This is a genomic window from Paenibacillus camerounensis (genome assembly GCF_000723885.1).
GTDB lineage: Bacteria > Bacillota > Bacilli > Paenibacillales > Paenibacillaceae > Paenibacillus_AQ > Paenibacillus_AQ camerounensis.
In genome coordinates, this window is record NZ_CCDG010000039.1 from 132037 (window position 1) to 153909 (window position 21873).

15 protein-coding genes are annotated in these 21873 nt (G+C 55.5%); 4 read left to right on the forward strand and 11 right to left on the reverse strand.

The window, feature by feature from the left end:
* Nucleotides 1-67: 67 nt before the first annotated feature.
* Nucleotides 68-496 (forward strand): VOC family protein, encoded by a 429-nt coding sequence (locus BN3772_RS15125; protein ID WP_042200437.1) that lies wholly within the window; start codon nt 68-70, stop codon nt 494-496.
* 95 nt (nt 497-591) lie between these two features.
* Here the strand turns inward: BN3772_RS15125 and BN3772_RS15130 are convergent, their stop codons facing one another.
* The 6 genes from BN3772_RS15130 to BN3772_RS15155 form a co-directional block, all read right to left on the reverse strand.
* Nucleotides 592-1497 carry a DNA-3-methyladenine glycosylase family protein gene (locus BN3772_RS15130; protein WP_042200438.1) on the reverse strand — a complete coding sequence of 302 codons (906 nt, stop codon included), beginning with the start codon at nt 1495-1497 and terminating at the stop codon, nt 592-594.
* The gene (locus BN3772_RS31540) at nt 1478-2089 is read right to left on the reverse strand and encodes a methylated-DNA--[protein]-cysteine S-methyltransferase (protein ID WP_086074592.1); all 612 of its coding nucleotides are present in this window, start codon (nt 2087-2089) and stop codon (nt 1478-1480) included. Before BN3772_RS31540 ends, BN3772_RS15130 begins: the two co-directional genes overlap by 20 nt.
* The gene (locus tag BN3772_RS15140; RefSeq protein WP_042200439.1) at nt 2076-2657 is read right to left on the reverse strand and encodes an Ada metal-binding domain-containing protein; all 582 of its coding nucleotides are present in this window, start codon (nt 2655-2657) and stop codon (nt 2076-2078) included. Before BN3772_RS15140 ends, BN3772_RS31540 begins: the two co-directional genes overlap by 14 nt.
* Before the next feature lie 176 nt (nt 2658-2833).
* A complete protein-coding gene (gene kdgT, locus BN3772_RS15145) occupies nt 2834-3838 on the reverse strand; it encodes a 2-keto-3-deoxygluconate transporter (RefSeq protein ID WP_042200440.1) in 1005 nt (334 codons plus the stop codon).
* Between the two features lie 53 nt (nt 3839-3891).
* On the reverse strand, nt 3892-4833 hold the full coding sequence (locus tag BN3772_RS15150) for a tripartite tricarboxylate transporter substrate binding protein (protein WP_244444752.1): 942 nt from the start codon (nt 4831-4833) through the stop codon (nt 3892-3894).
* A 204-nt stretch (nt 4834-5037) separates the two neighbouring features.
* Nucleotides 5038-7359, reverse strand: a complete 2322-nt coding sequence (locus BN3772_RS15155; RefSeq protein ID WP_042200442.1) for a helix-turn-helix domain-containing protein — start codon at nt 7357-7359, stop codon at nt 5038-5040.
* 234 nt (nt 7360-7593) lie between these two features.
* On the opposite strand from BN3772_RS15155, the gene BN3772_RS15160 reads away from it, so the two are divergent.
* Both BN3772_RS15160 and BN3772_RS15165 read left to right on the forward strand, forming a co-directional pair.
* Nucleotides 7594-9222: an SWIM zinc finger family protein gene (locus tag BN3772_RS15160; protein ID WP_042200444.1), complete on the forward strand. Its 1629-nt coding sequence runs from the start codon at nt 7594-7596 to the stop codon at nt 9220-9222.
* Nucleotides 9219-12218, forward strand: a complete 3000-nt coding sequence (locus BN3772_RS15165; protein WP_042200445.1) for a DEAD/DEAH box helicase — start codon at nt 9219-9221, stop codon at nt 12216-12218. The genes BN3772_RS15160 and BN3772_RS15165 overlap by 4 nt, the downstream gene beginning before the upstream one ends.
* Nucleotides 12219-12673: 455 nt before the next feature.
* Here the strand turns inward: BN3772_RS15165 and BN3772_RS15170 are convergent, their stop codons facing one another.
* Nucleotides 12674-13468, reverse strand: coding sequence for a hypothetical protein (locus BN3772_RS15170; RefSeq protein ID WP_042200446.1), 795 nt, complete (start codon nt 13466-13468; stop codon nt 12674-12676).
* Nucleotides 13469-14075: 607 nt separating this feature from the next.
* On the opposite strand from BN3772_RS15170, the gene hflX reads away from it, so the two are divergent.
* Entirely contained in the window at nt 14076-15344 is a 1269-nt protein-coding gene (hflX, locus tag BN3772_RS15175; RefSeq protein WP_042200447.1) for a GTPase HflX, read from the forward strand.
* Between the two features lie 96 nt (nt 15345-15440).
* Here the strand turns inward: hflX and BN3772_RS31285 are convergent, their stop codons facing one another.
* From BN3772_RS31285 to ald, 4 genes are all read right to left on the reverse strand, one after another.
* The gene (locus tag BN3772_RS31285; protein WP_086074593.1) at nt 15441-17780 is read right to left on the reverse strand and encodes a hypothetical protein; all 2340 of its coding nucleotides are present in this window, start codon (nt 17778-17780) and stop codon (nt 15441-15443) included.
* A 369-nt stretch (nt 17781-18149) separates the two neighbouring features.
* Nucleotides 18150-18875 carry a hypothetical protein gene (locus BN3772_RS15185; RefSeq protein ID WP_042200449.1) on the reverse strand — a complete coding sequence of 242 codons (726 nt, stop codon included), beginning with the start codon at nt 18873-18875 and terminating at the stop codon, nt 18150-18152.
* A gap of 136 nt (nt 18876-19011) precedes the next feature.
* Complete coding sequence (locus BN3772_RS15190) at nt 19012-20292, reverse strand: PucR family transcriptional regulator (RefSeq protein ID WP_052380519.1); 1281 nt, start codon at nt 20290-20292, stop codon at nt 19012-19014.
* A gap of 272 nt (nt 20293-20564) precedes the next feature.
* Nucleotides 20565-21698 (reverse strand): alanine dehydrogenase, encoded by a 1134-nt coding sequence (gene ald, locus BN3772_RS15195; protein WP_042200450.1) that lies wholly within the window; start codon nt 21696-21698, stop codon nt 20565-20567.
* Nucleotides 21699-21873 lie beyond the last annotated feature (175 nt).

The following is a 21873-nucleotide window of genomic DNA, read 5'->3' on the forward strand; positions in this document are numbered from 1 at the left end:
TTATAACCTACAATAAGAGCATAGCCCGGATGGACGGGCAAATCTACCGCCGGAGGAGCGATTAAATATGAATATAGAAGTTAATCCGTTTATAATGCTGGAAGGAACAGCACGTGAAGCCATTTCTTTTTATCAGGAGAGTCTTGGTGCGAAGCTGCTGTTTATGCAGACTGTGGGGGAAGGCCCGGCGGATCAAGAAAATGCCCCCTTATCCGATGAAGAAAAAGCGCGTATCGCCCACTCTGTACTGCGTATCGGTGACACCACAATGTTCGTTGCCGATCTGGAACCGGGGCAGACGAGGCAGACCGGCAACGGGCTGAATCTCTGTATTTCCACAAGTGATGCGGATACGTCCGGGCAGCTGTATAACGTACTGAAGGAAGGCGGACAGGTGGACATTGAATTGGGGCCTGCATATTTCAGTCCTGCATACGGTATGGTGACCGACAGGTTCGGCGTTACTTTTCAGATTTTCACTAAGCGGCAGCAGTAATCTCTCTTGTAAGGCCCGTCAGCTGCTTTGCAGCTGTACGGGTTTTTTCTGCAAATGCAGCTATGCTATTTAGCAAAAGATGAGCAGACAGTTGTTCAGTAAAGCGCCCGCCACAAATAAAAGGTGGCGTAAGCTTCCCAGCCCTTCCAGGGCAGCGCCAGCTCAAGCAGCTCTGCAGGCGTAGGCTTGCGGTCCATGCCGGTCAGGAATTTGACCGCATTTTGCAGCCCTACATCGCCTGCCGGATAGGCAGTGGTATCGCGCAGGCAGCGCATCCGCACATATTGTGAGGTCCAGGGGCCGATCCCCCGGAGCTTCAGCAGGCGCGCCTCTGCTTCCTCCGGTGAAGGCAGGGACAGTAATTCCTCCCGGCTTAGACCGTCTCCGGCGATAAGGGCAGCGACCTCAAGCAAAGTCCGCGCTTTATTCCGGGTCAGCTGCAGGCTGCAGAGCTCTTCCTGGGTCACCGTCAGGAAAACCTCAGGTGCGGGAAAATGATAATACGTATGTCCTTCGTATTCTAATGAGCTCCCGTATTCGGCAGTGAGCCGCTGCTTGAGCCTGTAGGCAAAAGCCAGATTGACCTGCTGGCCGAGAATAGCCCAGCACAAGGCCTCGAACAGATCGGGAATGCCGATGATCCGCAGGCCCCGCTCGCTGACAACCAGCGGCTGCAGCAGCGGGTCCCGTCCTGCAAGCTCATAGAACGGGGCCAGATCGCGGTCCAGATCGAACCATTCCACAATGTAGCGGACCAGCCAGGCCATGGCCTCCGCTCCCGGAACAGCCCCGCTCAGCAGTGTAACCCGCAGACGCCGAGGCTGTTCCTCCGCCGTTGTCAGCCGGATCAGACACGGCTCTCCCTCAACGATAAACAGCCGGTTCACACCCTCGCCGTCCGAACGGAACAGACATTCCAGCGGAGAACGGTTCATATAGGCCAGACAGGCATTCAGGTCAAAATAATCCGGCAATGGCAGCTCAAAAAGCAAATCGTTCATGACCCTTCGCCCCCACATGTGTTATTCCCTCCAGCGCCAGCAGCTCCTGCTTCAGCTTAAGCCCGCCCCGGTAGCCGGTCAGGGTACCGTTCGCCCCGATGACCCGGTGGCACGGCACAATAACCGGAATCGGATTCTGCCCGTTAGCCGCACCGACTGCGCGGACCGCAAGCGGGCGGCCGATCTGCACAGCCAGCTCCTTATAGGTAGCCAGGCTGCCGTGCGGAATCTGCAGCAGCCCATTCCAGACATCCTGCTGAAAGGAGGTTCCCCACAGATCTAGCGGCAGACTGCTGAAGCTGACAGCTTCACCTGCAAAATAATGCTCAAGCAGACCGATCACACCCATCTCCGCAAAAACATCTGCATTCTCCTCCACCCGGGCAGCCGGGGCATGGAGATTCAGCCAGCCTGCCGGAAGCTGTCCCTGATCCTGTTCATAAGATACTCGGATTAACCCTTTACCGCTGGCCCACAAGGTCCATGCTCTGCCTCCAAGACTCACGGTATGGTGACTGATTGTTACAGACTGCGCGGATGAACCCCTCTTCCTGTTCCTTACCACTCCTGAACTATTCTTACTCCCGCTCATGGGCAGTCCCTCCTTTGGATTGAATACGATACTCCGTCGGCGGCAGTCCGTTCTTGCGCGTGAACCAGGCGGCAAAATGCGATGCGCCCGGAAAGCCTGCCGTCCTGCCGATCTCAGCGATAGGCGTATCTGTATGGGCCAGCAGCTCACACGCTTTGTCTGACCGCAGCTGATCCAGCCGCGCGGCAGGTGAGCAGCCGGTTACCTGCTTGTACGTGCGCTGCAGATGAAACGGGCTGACCGTAAGCGCCTCGGCCAGCTTCGCCAGCGTCAGCTTCTCTCCGAGCCGGGCCGCCATAACAGCATCGGCCCGGGCGGCGAGCACTGCATCCGGGCGGAGCGCACCGCCCTCCTCGGGCCGGCACCGCTTGCACGGGCGGAAGCCCGCCCTGACCGCTTTTTCCAAAGAAGGGTAAAACTCCACATTCTCCGCCTTGGGCGTTCTCGCCCGGCAGGACGGGCGGCACACAATACGCGTCGTGAGCACCGCCGTATAATATATACCGTCATAGGTCGGCTCGCGGCTGACCACTGAAGCATAAATACGCTCAAACAACATCTGTTCCATCTAAGATCACCTCATACCGCCAGTATAAACGATTGCTCCCGGCTTATGCAGATTTGAGGAACAGGAGAGCAAGATTACGACAGTGCAAAAAGAACCCTCCACAGCTCGATTGTCCAGCTCATGGAGGGTTAACACTATTATTTATAATATATAATTGCTGTTGTTATATGAATTTATTAAACAATAGCTTTGGGTACTGACAGATCATTAGGCCCCTCTGCCGCCGGCGGTCTCTTCTTTTTCATATAATCGGAGTAGTACGCCGTAATGACCGGAACCAGAATGGAGGTCACAATAACGGAGGCGGCGACAAGTGCTGTTGCTGTCTCAGCCGCAGGCAGAAACTCCGGCTTCAGGTTAGCCACCAGCATCGGGTTCGCTACAGCTGCTCCGGCAGTACTGGATGCAGCCAGACCGGCGGTGCCGTTGCCGCCGCCAATATATTTATCAGCCAGAATCAGCGGGATACCTGTAATCACAATAACAGTAAGACCGAGCAGAATACCCAGCAGACCTGTATCCAGGATGACGCCAAGGTCAATCGAGCTGCCCAGCGCGAAGCCGAAGAACGGAATGAGGGTCTGTGTTGCTTTGCCGAAATAAGCGCGCAGGTCATGGTCAAGGTTGCCCAGCAGGAAGCCGACCAGGAACGGAAGCACAGCACCTACGAATACATGCGGTTCAAATACGGCTACACCGGTACTGCCGAGGATTAGCATGGTTACGAGCGGGCCGGATTCCAGTGACATCAGCACGAATGCACCGGATTCTTCTTTGGTGCCGTACTGCTGCATAATAGAAGCATATAAGCCGCCGTTGGTCATATCCATCGCCGAGATGATAGCAAGCACGGACAGGCCGGCGAAGAAGCCGTTCTTGACGCCGCCTTCAGGCAGGAACTGGATGGCAATGATGGCGACAACCCAGGCTACAGCTATTTTGGTCAATACCAGGGTTCCCGATTTGCGCAGTACCGTTCCGGTCGCCCGCACATCAATCGCAGCGCCCATACAGAAGAACCACACAGCAAGAATTGGCACAGTACCGGTCATAAGCCCTTTGGTGAAGCCGCCGAAGTATTCGCCTGCGTCCGGGAAGGCCGTATGGATAATTGCCCCCAGGAACAGCGGTACCAGCATCATGCCGCCGGGAATCCGATCGAGTGTCTTTTTAATTTTCATAATTATTTATCATACCTTTCAGTTCTGTATTGCGGTCTGAGCACGCTTTCAAGTTACTTACGGCTCAGTCCGAGCTCCGGAATCATCCGTGAGAATAAATCATTGCTTTCCTTGAGCTGCCGCGAGAATGCCTTGCCGTCCTTCACCAGCAGTCCAAGCCCGTTCACCGCCATTGCTTCACGGAAGCTGCGGTCCTCTGTTGCCTTAATAAAGGCCTCTGCCAGCAGCTCTGCAACGGCATCCGGCGTATCCTTCGGTACAGCAAGCCCTCTCCATGTACCGGTAAAATTCACATGGATTCCCGTCTGTTCCTCCAGTGTGGGCACACCCGGCAGCGCCTCTGAACGCTTATCGGCATTGATTGCCAGCGTCCGCAGCTTCCCTTCGTCCACAACCTTCTTCACCTCGGCAGGACTTACAGGCACTGCATCGACAAAGCCGTCCATCAAGGCAGAAACGGCCGGCCCTGCACCTTCAAAGGGGATATGGGCAAACTTCACACCGGTTTCCCGTTCCAATGTTACGGCAGCCAAATGCCATATACTCCCCGTTCCGGCATTCCCCATCTTCACTTCCCCTGGATGCGCTTTCGCAAAGTCGAGAAATTCATTTACGGTTTGCCATGGCGCCCCGGCTCTTACGGTAATGGCGGAAGGATCAAAATTCGTCTGGGCAATCGGTTTGAACTTCTCATAAGTAATCGGCAGCAGCCCCAGATGCGGCAGAATCGTCAGCTCCGCAGGTAAAAAAGTGACTGTATACCCGTCAGCCTTAGCATTCGCACCCTCCATCAGTCCGACAGAGCCGCCCCCGCCCGTCCGGTTCAGTACAATAACGGGCTGGCCCAGCACCTTCTCGGCCGCTTTGGCCAGTGCGCGTGCAGTGGTATCTGTTCCTCCGCCGGCAGCATACGGTACGATCAGCGTAATCGGCTTAGCCGGATAGCCGGCATCGGCGCCGCCTCCGTCCTTATACCCGTCCATCCGGGCTCCAATGAAGAGAAGCACAGCTATCAGAACAGCTGCTGATCCTATCGCAATCCTCGTTGTCCGTTTCAAAGGTTATCCCTCTTTCTTCAGTCTGTTTACTGCGCTCCCCCCCTGAATTCTTATGAGCATCAGCCGCGGCATGCAAGGCTGTGAAAGTTTTCTCAAATAGAACTTTAAAGCATTCAGAGGGCGGGCAGCAATCGTATTATCTTACTCTGAATCGTCAGAAACCCCGGAACCATGCGGTTTTGGAAGATCTGCATACTGTCTGGAAGATTTGCTGTTCTCCCGGAATTTGCCCGGGGTAAGCGACTTGCTCTTGCGGAAGACACGGATAAAGCTGTTCTCATTCTGGTAGCCGACAAGCTGGGCAATCTCCGCCACCTTCAGGGTGCTGCCCTGCAGCAGCCCGCAGGCTTTTTCTATTCTCAGGTTAGTCAGATAGTCATACAGGGTGGTTCCGGTTTCCTCCTTAAAGATGGTGCTGACCGAGGAGACCCCCAGATTGACATGGGCGGCGATATCCTGCAGTCCGATGTTGCGCTGCAGATTGTCCTCCATATACGTAATCAGATTCTGTACCAGCAGATATTCCTTGGACTGCCGGTGTACTTCCAGCACGCTTGCCATCTGGCTGATAATACTGCACAGCAGCTCTTCAATATCGGCCAGATCAAGCGTAGACACCTGGTACCACGTATAGTCAGCCAGCTCGGAAGGCAGGGTATAGCCTCCGGAGGCGGCAATATTCATAATCTCCTCCAGCAGATCGTCCAGCACACGGACTATTTTTTGCGGCTGGAGCTTCTTCTTGCGCAGATCTGCGGCCCATCTGTGCACCCACTGGTGTCCGGTAGCGGCGTCAGAGCTTTTCAGGGCATGCAGCACCTCCTGCTTCCAGACATCATCGGCTGCTCCGCCGCTCTCATCCGGCCTATTCTCCAGTCCGGAATACAGATGAACCCGTCCGTATCCCTCGTACAGGCGGTAAGATAACGCAATATCCGCCTCGGTGTAGGAGCGGGCGGCCTGACCGATCAGCTGCGCCTCCGCACCCATCCCTACAGATACGGAAATACCCAGCACCTCAGCGATAATCCCGGCGAGCTTCATGGTATCCTCATACAGATTGCACGGACCCTGCCCTTCCATCGGCTGCAGCAGCAGAACCAGACTGTCCTTGCGCGGAGCTGCTGTGACCGTCCGCCAGGACGGGCTGTAAAACTCAGATACCATATTGTTCATCGCATATTTGAGCAGCTGCTGGTCTTCTTCGGTGTAAGCCGCTACCCATTCAGAATGACGGTCGATGGAAATGATCAGCACCTCAAAAGGCCCCTGCTGCCAGCCGGCAAAATAATGCTCCCACTTCGTCTCCGTCTCCTGCTTGCCCATATTCCGGGCGATCAGATCACTGAGGAATTTGGCGCGCAGCTCCGGCAGACTCCAGTCAGCAACCAGTGATTTGCTCCGGAAATCACCGACCAGCTTGCCGATTACAGGCTCCAGATCAAACAGATTGCGGTTCGCCTGCCCTTTTTGCTCCGGGCTGAGCAGCTTGTTAATCCGCTTGAGCGGCCGGAAGGCGGCGAAATTATAATAATAGATTGCCGAGCAGCCGACCGCGATCGAGATCAGTGACAGCATCAGCATCATATTGCGGGCGGTTGTTACATTTTTTAGCAGCTGCTCCATCGGGACCAGTGATACCAGGCGCCAGCCGGTGACATTGGAAAAAGCCTGGTTAGCCATATAAGCCTGGCCGTCCATCCGCACATGGGCAAACGGGCTTACATCAATCTCTTTGAGTACATCCTTCATCTCAGCCATCGGGAAAGGCAGATTGAGCTTCGGATAGATCAGCTCCCCCTCCAGATTGTATACAAACTGATAGCTGGACAAATGAGTGTACATTTTGGAGAAAAGCGTATCGTAATCGAGGTCGATCAGCACCGCCCCGGTAACAGTACCGTTCTGGACCACCGGCCGGGCCAGCGAGAGCAGCTCCGTATTGCCAAGCCCCGCATCGGCACCGGTGTACAGCCTTCTTTTGATCAGAAGCGGCTTCTCTTTAATCTCCTCCAGCCACCCGCTCCAGTCATGCTCCGGCGCTTCCTCCCAGGCAGCCCTGTAGCCGTACCGGCTTGAGATGACGGACCGGCCAAGAAAGCTTACGACGCTTATATCCCGGATGTCCGGCTCGGACACCAGCGCTTTCAGCACATTCTGCGGCTGTTCGGCCGCTTCCTCCGCCTGGTCCGCATCAGCAGACAGGAACGCAAGCACCGCCGGGTTAAAGGTGAGGTCAACCGCCTTGTTATCCGCCTCGCGGAACGCCCGGTTCGTCACATCCAGGTTAATCTGAAGCAGCTCGACATTCGGCGTGTTCAGCTCCGTATCGAGCGCCTGCCGGTACTCCCTGTAGGAAAAGAGGCCAATCAGTGTAATGCATAACGAGACACTTATGGTCAGAAACAGAATCAGCCGGTTCTGTTTGTTGTTCAGCAGATACTTCATTTTAAATCGCAGCATGGTTACAGCTCCATCCTTCCGCCAGTTCCCTAGAGTTTCAGACCCTTAGAGTAGCATGGATGACTCTGCGGCAATGTGGGGCATGTCATATCGGGCAGACTTTTTTTAAATTTTATTTAAAATTGTCACGAAAGTGAAAGATAACAGGCAACACTTATATAGATGCTATAATGGGGGGAACAGCTCTTTTCTTATTTTCGAACAAAACTTTTTACCCACAGGAGACTTATTGCGATGCAGCCAAACTATGTGCTGGACCAGGCCGAATGGGACAAGCTTATTTCAGATACGGCCTATTATTTCGATGATCTGACCCTAAAGCGGGGGTTTCAATATTTCAAACAAAACCGCGTTGAGACTTTCTCCATCAGCGAACCCCGGAAGATGCGGGCGCTGGTTGAAGGCAGAGAGGCCTACCACGTCTATATCAGTCTGGATCAATTCTCCCGCAGCTATTGCGATTGTCCGGTAGACGGACCCTGCAAGCATATGGCTGCAGTGCTCATGCACTATGCACATGCTCAAGGGCGGTCAGTGGCGCTCCTTGCGAATGCCAAGGCGACGGCTAACCGCCCCAAAGCCGCTTCCCCTGATCCGGCGGATAAAGGAAACCGCAGCGCCCTGCTGAAAAAGCTCAGCGGGCTGATTCCCGAAGCAACTGTAGCCCAGTGGCATGAGTATATGCAGTTGCTTGCAGCCCCGCTGGATCATACAGTGCGGAATCCCCAGTATACCAGCCGGGCACTGAGTACCATTGATGAAGCCAAGACCGGGCTCTCTCCCGCTGCGGACAGGCTCTTCAGGCTGCATACCCGCCTCTTCATTCTGGAAAAGCTGCTGCAGCCTGTTCTGCCCGGAGCAGCCAGCGCTGCGCTGGGTTACTCGCTCGGCTATTATACCGCCATTGCCCTTTCTGAGCTGCGGACTGATATATTCTCGCTCCTCCAGCAGCCGCTGCCGCTGGAGACAGAGCCCGGAGAATGGCCCCGGGTGCTGGATACCGTATCCCATCTGCGCCAGGCCATGCTGGAGGAGACGCGGGACCGTTCAAGGGACCAGCCGCATCTCTCCGCCTGCTATGATCTGCTCTGGAGGCACTGGATTGTGCCCTCTGCAGACGGCAATGCGCTTTTTTCGGAGGAGCTGGAGACCCTTCAGCAGACAGAAATCGGGCTTAAAGCCGCTCATTCCCGGCAGGCGCTGCTGCTGGCTAAAGGCCGGATGTATTTCCTGCTGGGCGACGACCAGGCAGCCTGGGAGCAGCTCCGCCAAGCCTCGGAGCGGCCCGGTGTCCACCCGGATGAGCTGCTGAGCTTCTTTGTCCCGCTCAGCCAGGCAGGGCACTGGTCCCGTCTTACAGCTTGGCTGGCCGAGATCGGCCCCCTGCTGACAAGCCGGTTATACAATCTGAGTGATTACGCCCGCTACTGGATGGATGCTGTCCGCCAGTTACCGGAAAGTGAGCCGCTTATGTGGGATACACTGTCCGGCATGCTGCCCCTCTCGTCTGAGATCTATGAGGAGCTGCTGCTGCAGTACGGCAAGTGGCGGGAATGGATGGATTACCAGCTCGCTTCCGGCAAAATCCCTGCCGACTTCCGCGTCACAGACCTTCAGCCGCTGGAGAAGAATGCGCCTGAGCTGCTGCTGCCGTTCTATCATCAGGCTGTGGAGCGGTTCGTGCTGGAGAAAAACAGGCACAGCTATAAATCTGCGGTCAAGCTGATCAAACGGCTGGCTAAGCTGTATAAAAAACTTAAGCGCGATGACCGCTGGGAGGAATTCATGGACGCCTTCACCTCCCGGAACAGCAGGCTGCGCGCGCTGCAGGAAGAGCTGCGGAAAGGAAAGCTGATCCCATGAGCAAATCTATACGTAATCTAACGGTCCAGCTGGCCTTGACCCAGTACGGCGATGCCCTGATCTATGCCGTCGATGACAGGAATGACTATGTTCCCGGCGTCCAGCTGAAGCAGCTCCTGTTCGCCTGGCATGAAGAGTCCTTCTACGGAACCGAGCTGACTCTGCAGAATGCAGACGGCGTAGATCTGGTCGTGCTGCCTGCTGAGCAGGTTGTCCCGTTCTTCGCGCAGCAGCAGCTGCTGGGACATATAGGCTGGAGCTGGCAGGGTGATGCCGCCCTGCTGAGCGGGCTGGCCCCTGCCGTCTCGGATCTGCTGGCAGAGAAGCGGTATATGCCAGCCTTCGCCGCTTACCGCGAAGGCCAGCTGCAGTGGCAATGGGACAAGCACGCTATGCAGCAGATGGCCGAAGGAGATAGCGGACTCGCCGCTGCACTGCAGGGACTGTCCGGACGGACGGGCCTTGCAGCGGGTCTGGGCGCCGCCTTCTCGGCAGCAGTCTTCCAGCGCTATTACAGCACGGAAGCCGAAGCCGGCGACCTGCGCAGCGAATTCCCGCTGCTGTTCAGCGGCGGCGCAGCCGCGACCGGCCTGGATGAGGAGAGCTGGCTGATGTCGATCGGCTGGAAGGCGGACACTGCGCCGTTCCGGCCGGCGCTGCAGCTGCTTGAGCCGGATGAGGAGTCGCCTTACTGGCGGCTCCGGCTCCTTCTGCAGGACAAGCGCGATGAATCCGCGCTTGTGCCGCTGCGGCTCACTACGGACGGTGAGCCGCACGGCAAGTGGCCCGCATCGTGGACGGAATTCGTCCGCGAGCGGGCATCCGGGTGGCTCTCGCGGCTGCGCGAGAGCCTGCCCGGCGGGCACATCGGCCACGGGGACGATGTGCTGGGTGAACCGCTGAGCGATGAGCTCGCGTGGCGGTTCCTGAACCAGGACAGCCGGCTGCTGCTGGAAGCCGGCTGGCAGGTGCTGCTGCCGGCGTGGTGGGAGGCCGCCAGCCGCCGGAAGCCGCGCCTGCGCGCCAGAATCAGCTCCGGCGAGGCCAGCCGCGGGGGCGGCAGGTCGCTGTTCGGGCTGGATGCGCTGGTCGACTTCGACTGGCGCATCTCGATCGGCGACGCCGACCTCTCGGAGACGGAGTTCGCCGAGCTGGTCGCGCGCGGCGAGCGGCTTGTGCAGTTCCGGGGCAAGTGGATTCCGCTTGACCCCGCCCTGCTGGCCCAGATTCAGCGGGCCATGGCCGGGATGGACAAGTCGCGGGGCCTGTCCTTCCAGGATGTGCTGCAGCTGCACCTGCTGGGCAGCGGCGAGGAGGACGGCGGCGCGGAAGCTGCGGCGGCAGAGGCCGAGCAGCAGGCGGCGCTCGTCCGGCTGGAGGTGGAGCTGAACGAGCAGCTGGTTCAGCTGATCGGACAGCTCGGACAGCGCTCCCAGTGGCCGCGCCCGCCCGTGCCGGCCGCCCTGCGGGCTGAGCTGCGCAGCTACCAGCATGAGGGCTTCGCCTGGCTGGCATTCCTGCGCCGCTTCGGGCTTGGGGCCGTACTGGCCGATGACATGGGCCTCGGCAAAACCGTGCAGCTGATCTCCTATCTGCTGCACATGAAGGAGCTTGCCGCCGATCTGGAGGCTGCCGTGCCGCAGACTGATCCGCCGGACTGGCCGGCGCTGATTATCTGCCCTACCTCCGTGCTCGGCAACTGGCAGAAGGAGCTGCAGCGCTTCGCCCCATCCCTGAACGTTATGCTGCATTACGGCAGCCGGCGGCTGAATGCCGGATATTTCTACGGCGCAGCCTCGCAGGCGGATGTCGTCCTGACTTCGTATGCTACAGCTGCGCTTGACCAGGAGCTGCTGCAGCAGTTCACCTGGGCTGCAGTATGCCTGGATGAAGCGCAGAACATCAAGAACGCAGGAACCAAGCAGTCTGCCGCAGTACGCAGCTTCCCGGCGCTGCACCGGATTGCCCTGACGGGTACGCCGATTGAGAACCGGCTGTCCGAGCTGTGGTCCATCTACGATTTCATTACACCGGGGTACCTGGGCAGCGCCAAGTCCTTCCAGGACCGGTTCGCAAACGCGATTGAAAAGGAGCGGAATCCTGAGCGGACAGCCGATCTCCAGAAGCTGGTGAAGCCGTTCATGCTGCGGCGCAAAAAGAAAGACCCTAGCATCCAGCTGGATCTTCCGGACAAAAATGAAATGAAAACCTACGTCAATCTGACGGCAGAGCAAGCAGCCCTGTACGACCAGAACGTAACCGGGCTGCTGGAGAAGATGAGCAAGCTGGAGGGGATTGAGCGCAAGGGAGCCATCCTTGCAGCACTGACCAGCCTCAAGCAGCTCTGCGATCATCCGGTGCTGCTGACGAAGGAGGCGCTGCCTGATTCGGACAGCGAAGCTGGAGCCGCCGCATCTCTGATTGAGCGCTCTGCCAAGCTGGAACGGCTGCTCGCAATGGTGCGTGAGCTGCGCGAAGAGAATGAGCGCTGCCTGATCTTCACCCAGTATGTCGGCATGGGCCAGATGCTCCAGTCTGTGCTCAGCCAGGAGCTGAAGGAACCGGTGCTGTACTTGAACGGCAGCACTTCCAAGCAGGCCCGCGACCGCATGATTGAGCTGTTCCAGACCCCGGCGCCTCCCGAGGGGGCTCCGCAGGCGGCTGAGCAGCCGAATGTGTTCATTCTCTCGCTCAAGGCAGGCGGCGTAGGCCTTAACCTGACGGCGGCCAACCATGTGTTCCACTTCGACCGCTGGTGGAATCCGGCTGTAGAGAACCAGGCCACCGACCGTGCCTACCGGATGGGCCAGACCAAGGATGTTCAGGTACACAAATTTATCTCGCTTGGTACACTGGAGGAACGGATTGACGAGATGCTGGAGAGCAAGCAGCAGCTAAGCGATGATGTCATCTCCGGCTCCGAGAACTGGATTACCGAGCTTAACAATGATGCGCTGAAGGATCTGTTCACGCTGCGGCGGGAATGGGCAGGCTGAGTTTTTCCACAGGTGGAGTTCCGCCGCACTTAGTTGGATTTCCGCCACTTAAATTCATCATATCTGATCCTTTTTAAGGATTAGGTGGTATTTCTCTAACTAATAGTCCTCTACCTGTGAGAGGCCTGAGAAATAGATGGAGAATCACCACTTAGCTTATTCAGCGAGGCTCCGGCACTCCGGGGCATAAGTCCAGTCCGGATATTATACAAGAACGGCCCGTAGCAGAAGGCCACTGATAAACTGACCTTTTCTGGTAAAGCCACAATCATATCTCAAAAAAAACGGCGTCCACTCGTTTCTTCCGAATGGACGTCGTCTTTTTCTTGTTATTATTGGCTTTCGTTTACTCCATCCGTTTCAGTATTCGCTTTAAATTAACGGTGAATATCACCCTGGCTTCCTGGATTTCCATACCGTTTCCCGGGAAATCAGGGGCTAGAAATACGTTGGCCTCACCACTGCTCCGACATTCGAAACGTTGCAGCCACACTATCCTCGCCGGCAAGCGAGCTGATTACGAGCGTAATCGGCTCCTCCTGCAGATCGTACACCAGCTGCTGGTTTAGCAGACTCACCGCAATATTCTGATAAGCTCCGGCAATGCCTGATCCAAGGCCCTGCGTAATGACCTTCCCTCCCGTTACCGTCGTACACGTGTAATTAACCTGCAGCGCAGTTTCGTTTGACGGAATTGCCGTTGTCGGTGTCGGAAAATTAACAAAGCTGCCGTTGAGCGTACCGCCAGCTATCAGCTGATAGCGAACCGGTGTTGATGCGAGGATCTCCAGACTGTCTGCCCGCAGCTCAGCCGCTACCGCTTCAGGTATCGCAAGCGCCCCGTTTCTGCGGAAGCTGATAGCCGCAAAGCCGGCTGCTGTCAGGGTGATATTGTCGCGGAACTCCGAAGTAATCCGGCTTACGGCCAGCTGCTGCATTTTAACTGGGGAATAGATCCCCGCGCTGTCGACAAGAAAAATCTGAACACGCAGATTCTCCTGGGAATAGACTACATTGAACTGAAAGAAGTCATGCTCAATATTGTAGGTTCTGCTGATCACTTCCTGGTAATCCAGCTCAAACAGCTCCTGAACAAACATAGTTTCCGGGCTCACATCGTTGTTCAGTCCGGTCAGATACACCACGGCCCGGGACGTCCCGTTGTTAACGACCTTAACAACTGCCTGGCTTATGGGCCCGAAACCCGGTGTGGCATTGCTCGTCAGTGTATTCGAAGTTAATACAGGCATTTCGCCTCCTCCTCTCCAAGTAACTCACATCCTATATTGTATGCATACAAGTTTAGAAGTTTCTGGATTCGGCATAGCTCAGGGAACCCGTTTGCCAGAAAATAACGGATGTGCTAAGATTAACTCAACTTTTAGGAACGGAGGGTTGCAAATGAATGTGATAGATTTTATCCGGATTCGTACTTTGCGCGGCTAATCAGATATGAATAGCGCTAAAGTTCTGCCCATGTGCAGAGGTCTCAGGATAGGTCTATCCATTTTTAAAGGCAACCCGCAGCTTGACAGGCGGACCGGTGTTCCGGTATAAATCCGCTAAGCCTTTAGAAATTGTATTATTCATAGCAATGAATTCTTATCTTCGATGAGGCTTCGGGAATTCCGTTTTCGCTGGCATACGTCCGGCTGAACGGGGGCATCTCAGCTGTGAATTATACCTGCTGTAAGGTAACGTGCGTACACCGCATGTTACCTCCAGCCTATTCTGTTACCTCTATTGCAAGCACAGGCAGATAACGCCTGTGCTTTTTTATGTCTGTCTGGACCGCAATCTCCCGCCGTTAGCCCGTATACTATATTTTTTTTCAAATCTCAGGAGGTTGATGAATATATGGAAACCACTCAGCAGAAAGCGATTATTGTTGGGGTACAGCTGCAAAACGAAACGAATTTCACCTATTCCATGGAGGAGCTGCGCAATCTGGCGGCTGCCTGCAATATCACAGTTACCGGGGAGCTGAGCCAGAAGGCCAGCCGGATTAACCCTTCCCATTATCTGGGTACAGGTAAAATCCAGGAGCTGTCCATGCTGGTGGAGGATGAGGATACCCTGATCATTTTTAATGATGAGCTGACTCCTTCACAAATCCGCAACCTGGAGTCCTCCCTGGACCGTCAGGTCATTGACCGGACAATTCTGATTCTGAATATCTTTGCCGACCGCGCCAAAACAAAAGAGGCCCAGCTTCAGGTTGAAGTCGCTCAGCTTCAGTATATGCTGCCCCGTCTGACCGGAATGCGGGAATCACTCGGCCGCCAGGGGGGCGGATCAGGCCTCAAAAACAGAGGTGCCGGTGAAACGAAGCTTGAGCTGGACCGCAGAAGAATTGAAGAGCGGATCACGGCATTGCAGGCCGAGCTGCAGGGTCAGGTGGAACGGCGCCAGATTCAGCGGAGACAGCGTCATAAGAATGAAGTTCCTGTGGTTTGTCTTGTCGGCTATACCAACGCAGGCAAGTCCAGCCTGCTGAATGCAATGGTTGAGACTTATCATCCAGGCTCGAATAAACAGGTGTTCGCCAAGAATATGCTGTTCGCAACGCTGGAGACATCCGTCCGCAGCATTAAGCTGCCGGACCACAAAACCTTTCTCTTAACAGATACCGTAGGCTTCGTCAGCCAGCTGCCCCATCATCTGGTCAAGGCGTTCCGCTCTACACTGGAGGAAGTAACCGAAGCGGACCTGCTGATTCATGTCGTAGATGCCTCTGATCCGCAGCATGAGCAGCATATGGCAGTAACTTCAGAAACGTTGAAAGCGCTGGGGGCTGACGGTATTCCTACAGTGTATGCTTACAATAAGTCGGATCTGACTGACCGTGCCTACCCGGCTGTCGAAGGCGACTCGGTTACAGTCTCTGCCAGGCAGAGCAGCGGAATTCCCGAGCTTACGGGGCTGATTCGTTCACATGTGTTCAACGATTATATCCAGTGTGAAATACTTGTGCCGTTTGACCGCGGGAGCATCGTTTCTTATTTTAACGAACACGCCCATGTTCAGGAGGTCAGCTACGAAGAGCAGGGTACACGGCTGCGGCTGGAATGCAGAGCAACTGATTATGAGCGGTTCCGCAATGATTTTGTAGAGCTGTCACACTAGCCTTTCCGCATAAAAAGTTTAAAGAGCCGGCCCGGGATTACCCCGGGAACCGGCTTCTTTTTTTGCCTGTAGTATACCTGTGCTACACACAGAGCATTAAGTCAGACGGACAGCCGACCAGACACTGCCCGAGGAGCTGCCGCCAAGGTTCAGCGGTACTGTCAAACCGTCAGCCACATAGAACAGCCCGATTACATCGCCGGCATTAAGATCGAAATCCCCAGTCAGGGTTACGGTGCCGTTTCCTAAAATCGTTCTAAGCGTCAGTATGAGTGCAACGTTAACGTTAAGCAGCGGGAACAGTCCGCTTACAAGGTCGGTAGTTGTCGGTGAAGTTCTCCGGATAACAAAAGCCGGGTTCGTTCCTGCACCTAATGATACTGTAATAGCTGCAGTGGTTTCATAGTTAAGGGTCGCTTCAAAGGAGTAACGGCCTGTCACAGGAACTGTATAGTTACCAGTAGCCTCATTGAAAGTGGCACTGTCATAGTAAGGCGTAGTGACCGTCCAGCCGGTAAGCTGAGTGCTTGCAGATGTTGCTAACGCTGGCAGGAATGCCGAAAACCCTTCTGTAGCAACTCCGGCTCCCGTTGCGCCGGTCACACCCGTTATCCCAGTCACACCGGTTGCTCCGGTTACACCAACACCGGTTGCTCCCGTTACTCCTGTAGCTCCAGTCTCACCAGTCACCCCGGTTGCTCCTGTTGCTCCTGTTGCCCCAGTCACTCCAGCTCCCGTTGCTCCCGTTACACCTGTAGCTCCAGTTACACCTGTTGCACCAGTCACCCCAGCTCCCGTTGCTCCCGTTACACCAGTCGCTCCAGTCTCACCAGTCACGCCGGTTGCACCAGTCGCTCCAGTCGCTCCGGTTACACCTGTTACACCTGTTGCACCAGCCACCCCGGTCACACCAGTCGCTCCGGTTCCGCCGGTTACTCCTGTAGCTCCAGTCCCGCCAGTCTCCCCGGTTGCTCCTGTTGCTCCAGTCACTCCAGCTCCCGTTGCTCCCGTTGCTCCCGTTGCGCCGGTTACACCTGTAGCTCCAGTCACTCCAGCTCCCGTTGCCCCAGTTGCTCCCGTTACACCTGTAGCTCCAGTCCCACCGGTCACTCCCGTTGCTCCGGTTGCCCCAGTCACTCCTGCTCCCGTTGCCCCAGTTGCTCCCGTTACACCTGCCGCTCCAGTCTCACCGGTCACCCCGGTTGCTCCTGTTGCCCCAGTCACTCCAGCTCCCGTTGCCCCAGTTGCGCCGGTTACACCTGTAGCTCCAGTCTCACCGGTCACCCCGGTTGCTCCTGTTGCCCCAGTCACTCCAGCTCCCGTTGCCCCGGTTGCGCCGGTTATACCTGTAGCTCCAGTCCCACCAGTCTCCCCGGTTGCTCCTGTTGCTCCTGTTGCCCCAGCCACTCCAGCTCCCGTTGCTCCCGTTACACCTGTAGCTCCAGTCTCACCAGTCACCCCGGTTGCCCCGGTTGCCCCAGTCACTCCAGCTCCCGTTGCTCCCGTTACACCTGTAGCTCCAGTCCCGCCAGTCACCCCGGTTGCTCCTGTTGCCCCAGTCACTCCAGCTCCCGTTGCCCCGGTTGCGCCGGTTACACCTGTAGCTCCAGTCCCACCAGTCTCCCCGGTTGCTCCTGTTGCCCCAGTCACTCCAGCTCCCGTTGCCCCAGTTGCTCCCGTTACACCTGCCGCTCCAGTCTCACCGGTCACCCCGGTTGCTCCTGTTGCACCAGTCACTCCGGCTCCGGTTGCACCCGTTACACCTGTAGCTCCAGTCCCACCAGTCTCCCCGGTTGCTCCTGTTGCACCAGTCACTCCAGCTCCCGTTGCCCCGGTTGCACCCGTTACACCTGCCGCTCCAGTCTCACCGGTCACCCCGGTCGCTCCTGTTGCCCCAGTCACTCCAGCTCCCGTTGCTCCCGTTGCGCCGGTTGCACCTGTAGCTCCAGTCCCGCCGGTCACCCCGGTTGCCCCTGTTGCCCCAGCCACTCCAGCTCCCGTTGCCCCTGTTGCGCCGGTTGCACCTGCGGCTCCAGGCAATCCAGTCGCGCCGGTTGCACCGGTAACCCCTACGATCTCTCCGAGCAGTTCAGCGGATACAAGCCGGTGGGCGGTTACCAGCTGGCCTGTACTGCTTTTTCCCCATAACGAAATCTGTACCGGATCAATTGCCGGAGGCGCAGCAGAAGTAGTAAAGGTGAACTCAAATGCATCCAGATCGGCAAAATAATTAACAGTGATTACCTGATTGGCCGCAATGTTGAGAGCTTCACTGACATATAGCACTCTCGTTCCGCCGCTCATGTAATAACCCTGAAGCGACACTGTAGATGAGGTAGTATCGCTCCGGTTATCTATTCGTATGGTCACCTGCTGAGTCGGTCTTACCCCGCCGACCGGATTATTTTCAATCGGCCCCGTTGATAAAAAGCTCATTCCATCACCACTTCCCTTAGCTTCAGATTATGAATCTTTACGATTCCTGACACAGTAATACAACGGCTTCGTCCGCAGAATAGGGATTTACCGCCGCCTTAGTCCCAGCTACTTCTCCCATCCTCGGCCTCTGTGTGTAAGCATCCTCCAAATCATCTATAGCTTGGACGATTTGACCGGCAGACGGCTGAGTGATTTATATAGTAATATTCCGGCAGTTCCCTTTGGTGTGGACTTCTCTGCTGTTTATCATGCAAATCGGGCTGACCCCAGCCAAAAAAAGACTGTCTCAGCCGGGTAGCCTAAGAACAGTCCTCCTTTATACATACAATTATCGCTTTCTTTAGCCCAGTACCCTGCCGGCCGCTGTTACTTATAAATATAGGTGCGTACACCAATCCTCGAAAAGATAGCATTTTTACCGCTATTTCCCCTTATCGCCGGTACGCCGCCTCTCGCCGCAAGCCCGCTGATATAGGCAAAATTGGGATGCAGCGCCTCATCGGTCAAGTATGCAGACGTCCTGCTGCCCGGAACCCTTTTCCTGTTAAGGGAAGCTATCATTTCTTCGGCACTCTTAATGCCGAGTCCGTGTCCGTAGTACTGGTCTGCCCCCAGCATAATCGCATTTTCCCCCTGCCATTCCGGCAGCTCCGGATCATGATCCGGGTTTTTGAAATACACCACGTCCCCCGGCTGCATCTCGAACTTATTAAAGGTGGTAATCATCTGCAGATTGCTGTCGTAATTCCAGTCCCACAGGAAGAGGTCCGTAAAATAGCGGTCAAACGCGTCCGCACCGATTGAGGCTATCGTCGCTTTATAGAGAATCATCACCATCGCCATTGCACATTCAAATGCATACAGCTGACCATTCACAAAAATATCATTAACCGCCGCCGAAGGGCGCACTCCCTGTCTCAGCTCGAATCCGCCGCTTGCTGTACGGTTCCAATACTTCGGATTGCAGCGGGAATTTTTAAAATCGGAAAAATCGGTTCCGCCTGCATTCATCAGCATCGCCGCCGCCAGTATCTCCCCCCGCATCCTCTGCTCAAAATCCGAGCCTCCGGGTGAGCCATAGCCGAATCCCATTCTGTCAGCCCCTTTCCTGATTCCTTTACAAAATATAGGTTATTGTACGTGTCGGGTCTTTAGTTGGTGCACACTTTCTGTCACATTCCAAAAAAGTCCGGTCCCCTTCCGGGGCCGGACTTTCACCTGTGCATGATTAGGATGGAATAGAACCCGTGCTGCCGCCCCGCTCCTGAAACCAGCTGTTCAGCTGCATCGTCTCCTCGGTAAGGATGTCCAGATAGATGGAGGTCCGGTAATCGGTCTCCTTCAGGCTTCTGCCGGTAATTTCTGCGATCCGGTTGAGCCTGTACATCAGAGTGTTGGTATGAATGTGCAGAAAGGCTGCCGATTCCTTCAGGTTTCCGTCCAGTGTCAGGTAGACTGCAAGCGTCTTGAGAAAATCGCTTTTGTGCTCACGGTCATGCAGCTTAACCCGCTCAAGCAATGCACTGCGCCGCGGCCGGCTGCGTTTCTGTTCGATAATAGCCGGAACATATGCCCAGAACCCGATTTCATCATAGAGCAGCAGGCTGCGGGCATGGTAGGGCAGCAGCTTTTTGATCTCCAGCACGGACAGCGCTTCACGGTAAGCCATAGCGGCTGAAGTGTATTCCCTGTACCCCGGACTGCATCCGGCAGTAAGCACACAATTCTCACTCCGGCTCATGTCTGTAAGCAGCTTGTGCACGAACGAGGCTAGAACCCCCGTCCCCTCCAGCGGATACACAAACGAGAACAGCAGGATCAGGCGGTTATGCTCAGCTGTCATAAACAGCAGACGCTGCCCGGGATAAGCATCCATCGTCTGCCGCAGACACAGCAGAAAATGCTCATCCATTACCTTGTCGCTCTCAATAACCCCAATGTAATAGCTTTCCGGCAGCAGAATGGACCAGGCCTCCGCTTCCTGGCGGATACGGGGCTCATTGTCATAATGCGAGGTGAGCAGCTTCCAGAAGAAATCCTCAAACGCTTTGTCCTGCCTGTTTTTCCAGCCGCGCTGCTTCAGCAGATAACGTCCGGCGATCCCCGCAGCCTTCTCGACAATCCCCTCAGCATAGCCCTCAGCCAGATTTCCCCGGTCCACCACCCAGATGTAGCCCAGAATCTCCTGCTGATGCTTGATGCACATGGCCAGACGCGGTCCAAGCCCCACCTCCATTACCGCCGGAATGCGGATCGGGCGGGCTGTGTTCTCCAGCTGGTGCATAATGCCCTTTTTACGGAGTCCGATGATAACTGTATTAGGCACCCGTTTGCCGATGATTGTGGAGATGCGCGCCGGATCACTCTCAAACTGATGGGAGCTGTAGCCGATAACATGGTGGTTACTGTCCTCTATTGTCACCTGGGACTGCAGCGATTCGCTGATGGTATCCGCCAGGGATTCCATACTGTCAAAAAAACGGTCAAACGTTGGACCTGCTTCTGTCAATGTACCCACCTCAGCCTGAAGAATCCGAATCTTTAACGTATAAGTGTTTACATTATATTACTCAGATTTGGTGCTGGCTATATAATTATGCAAGAAAACCTAACATGACAAGGGGTTATTTGTAAAAAATGCTGTTCGCCCTCTGCTGAAAGCCAGTATTTCCGCATAGAAAAAACCCGGAGGATACCCGCCGGGCCAAAGAGTGTTACCCCTCTGCTCTCTATAGTTCCTGTATGCCTTGCTTCTCTCTCTATCCTCAGGCTGAACCCCTCTTAGATCAGAGTGAACTCCTGCTCTACTGCTTTCTCTACCGTGAAGCACTCTTCCCCAAGAGCTTCGGCCACGGCCTGGCAGGTGATTTTTCCGTTAGCTACGTTGACACCGCTCTTCAGTCCGGCGTTGTCCTCGATAGCCTGGAATACACCCTTATTCGCTATTTGCAGTGCATAAGGAACGGTTACGTTGGTTAATGCAATGGTCGAGGTTTTGGCTACAGCTCCCGGCATATTGGCTACGGAATAGTGCAGGACGCCGTGCTTCTCAAATACCGGATTATCATGGGTGGTTACACGGTCAATCGTTTCGACGATGCCGCCCTGGTCGATCGCCACGTCGACGATGACGGAGCCCGGCTTCATCGCTTTGACCATCTCCTCCGTTACAAGCTTAGGTGCTTTGGCACCCGGAATTAGCACCGCACCCACCAGCAGATCAGCTTCCGCGACAGCTTTGGCAATGTTATACGGGTTAGAGATCAGTGTGCTGATCTGTGAGCCAAAAATATCATCCAGCTGGCGCAGTCTGTCTGCGCTCAGGTCGATAATGGTTACTTCTGCACCAAGGCCAATCGCCATTTTTGCTGCGTTTGTGCCGACAACACCGCCGCCGATAATACTGACCTTGCCTCTGCTGACGCCGGGAACGCCGGAGAGCAGAATGCCTTGTCCGCCGTAGTTTTTTTGCAGAAATTGGGCACCGAGCTGCACAGACATCCGTCCGGCCACTTCACTCATCGGTGTAAGCAGCGGCAGTGTGCGGCCGTCTACAACCGTTTCGTAGCCGATAGCGAATACCCCTTTATCTTTCAGTGCTGCGGCAAGTGCAGGCTCTGGTGCAAGGTGGAGATAAGTGAACAGGATCAGGCCCGGACGGAAGTAGCCGTATTCACTTTCCAGCGGCTCCTTAACCTTCATGACCATCTCAGCAGCAGCCCATACAGCAGCGGCGTCAGCAATGAGCTCGGCACCGGCTGCGGCATATTCTTCATTCGGGAATCCGCTGCCGTCTCCGGCTCCGGCTTCCACCAGCACTTTATGTCCTTCAGCTGCCAGGCTGACAACACCCGCCGGGGTAATTGCTACACGGTTCTCGTTATTCTTGATCTCTTTAGGTACGCCAATAATCATTGTTAATCGCTCCCGTCTTATGTGTTTCTCTTATGTAAAGAATCATAACATACGATTCTCTATAGCATTTTGGGTAAAAAGAAAAACATTATCTGCCATGATTGTGTTTTTACACAATGAGATAAATCCGGTCAATTCAGGCTATCCGGCACATGAAAAAGGACACCGCAGCCGG

Coding starts and splice junctions, on each gene's coding strand:
- BN3772_RS15155 (WP_042200442.1), bottom strand. CDS start 7,359: ATGCTGCGATTTAAAATGAAGTATCTGCTGAACAACAAACAGAACCGG.
- BN3772_RS15165 (WP_042200445.1), top strand. CDS start 9,219: ATGAGCAAATCTATACGTAATCTAACGGTCCAGCTGGCCTTGACCCAG.
- BN3772_RS15140 (WP_042200439.1), bottom strand. CDS start 2,657: ATGGAACAGATGTTGTTTGAGCGTATTTATGCTTCAGTGGTCAGCCGC.
- BN3772_RS15170 (WP_042200446.1), bottom strand. CDS start 13,468: ATGCCTGTATTAACTTCGAATACACTGACGAGCAATGCCACACCGGGT.
- BN3772_RS31285 (WP_086074593.1), bottom strand. CDS start 17,780: ATGAGCTTTTTATCAACGGGGCCGATTGAAAATAATCCGGTCGGCGGG.
- ald (WP_042200450.1), bottom strand. CDS start 21,698: ATGATTATTGGCGTACCTAAAGAGATCAAGAATAACGAGAACCGTGTA.
- BN3772_RS31540 (WP_086074592.1), bottom strand. CDS start 2,089: ATGAGCGGGAGTAAGAATAGTTCAGGAGTGGTAAGGAACAGGAAGAGG.
- BN3772_RS15160 (WP_042200444.1), top strand. CDS start 7,594: ATGCAGCCAAACTATGTGCTGGACCAGGCCGAATGGGACAAGCTTATT.
- kdgT (WP_042200440.1), bottom strand. CDS start 3,838: ATGAAAATTAAAAAGACACTCGATCGGATTCCCGGCGGCATGATGCTG.
- BN3772_RS15130 (WP_042200438.1), bottom strand. CDS start 1,497: ATGAACGATTTGCTTTTTGAGCTGCCATTGCCGGATTATTTTGACCTG.
- hflX (WP_042200447.1), top strand. CDS start 14,076: ATGGAAACCACTCAGCAGAAAGCGATTATTGTTGGGGTACAGCTGCAA.
- BN3772_RS15185 (WP_042200449.1), bottom strand. CDS start 18,875: ATGGGATTCGGCTATGGCTCACCCGGAGGCTCGGATTTTGAGCAGAGG.
- BN3772_RS15125 (WP_042200437.1), top strand. CDS start 68: ATGAATATAGAAGTTAATCCGTTTATAATGCTGGAAGGAACAGCACGT.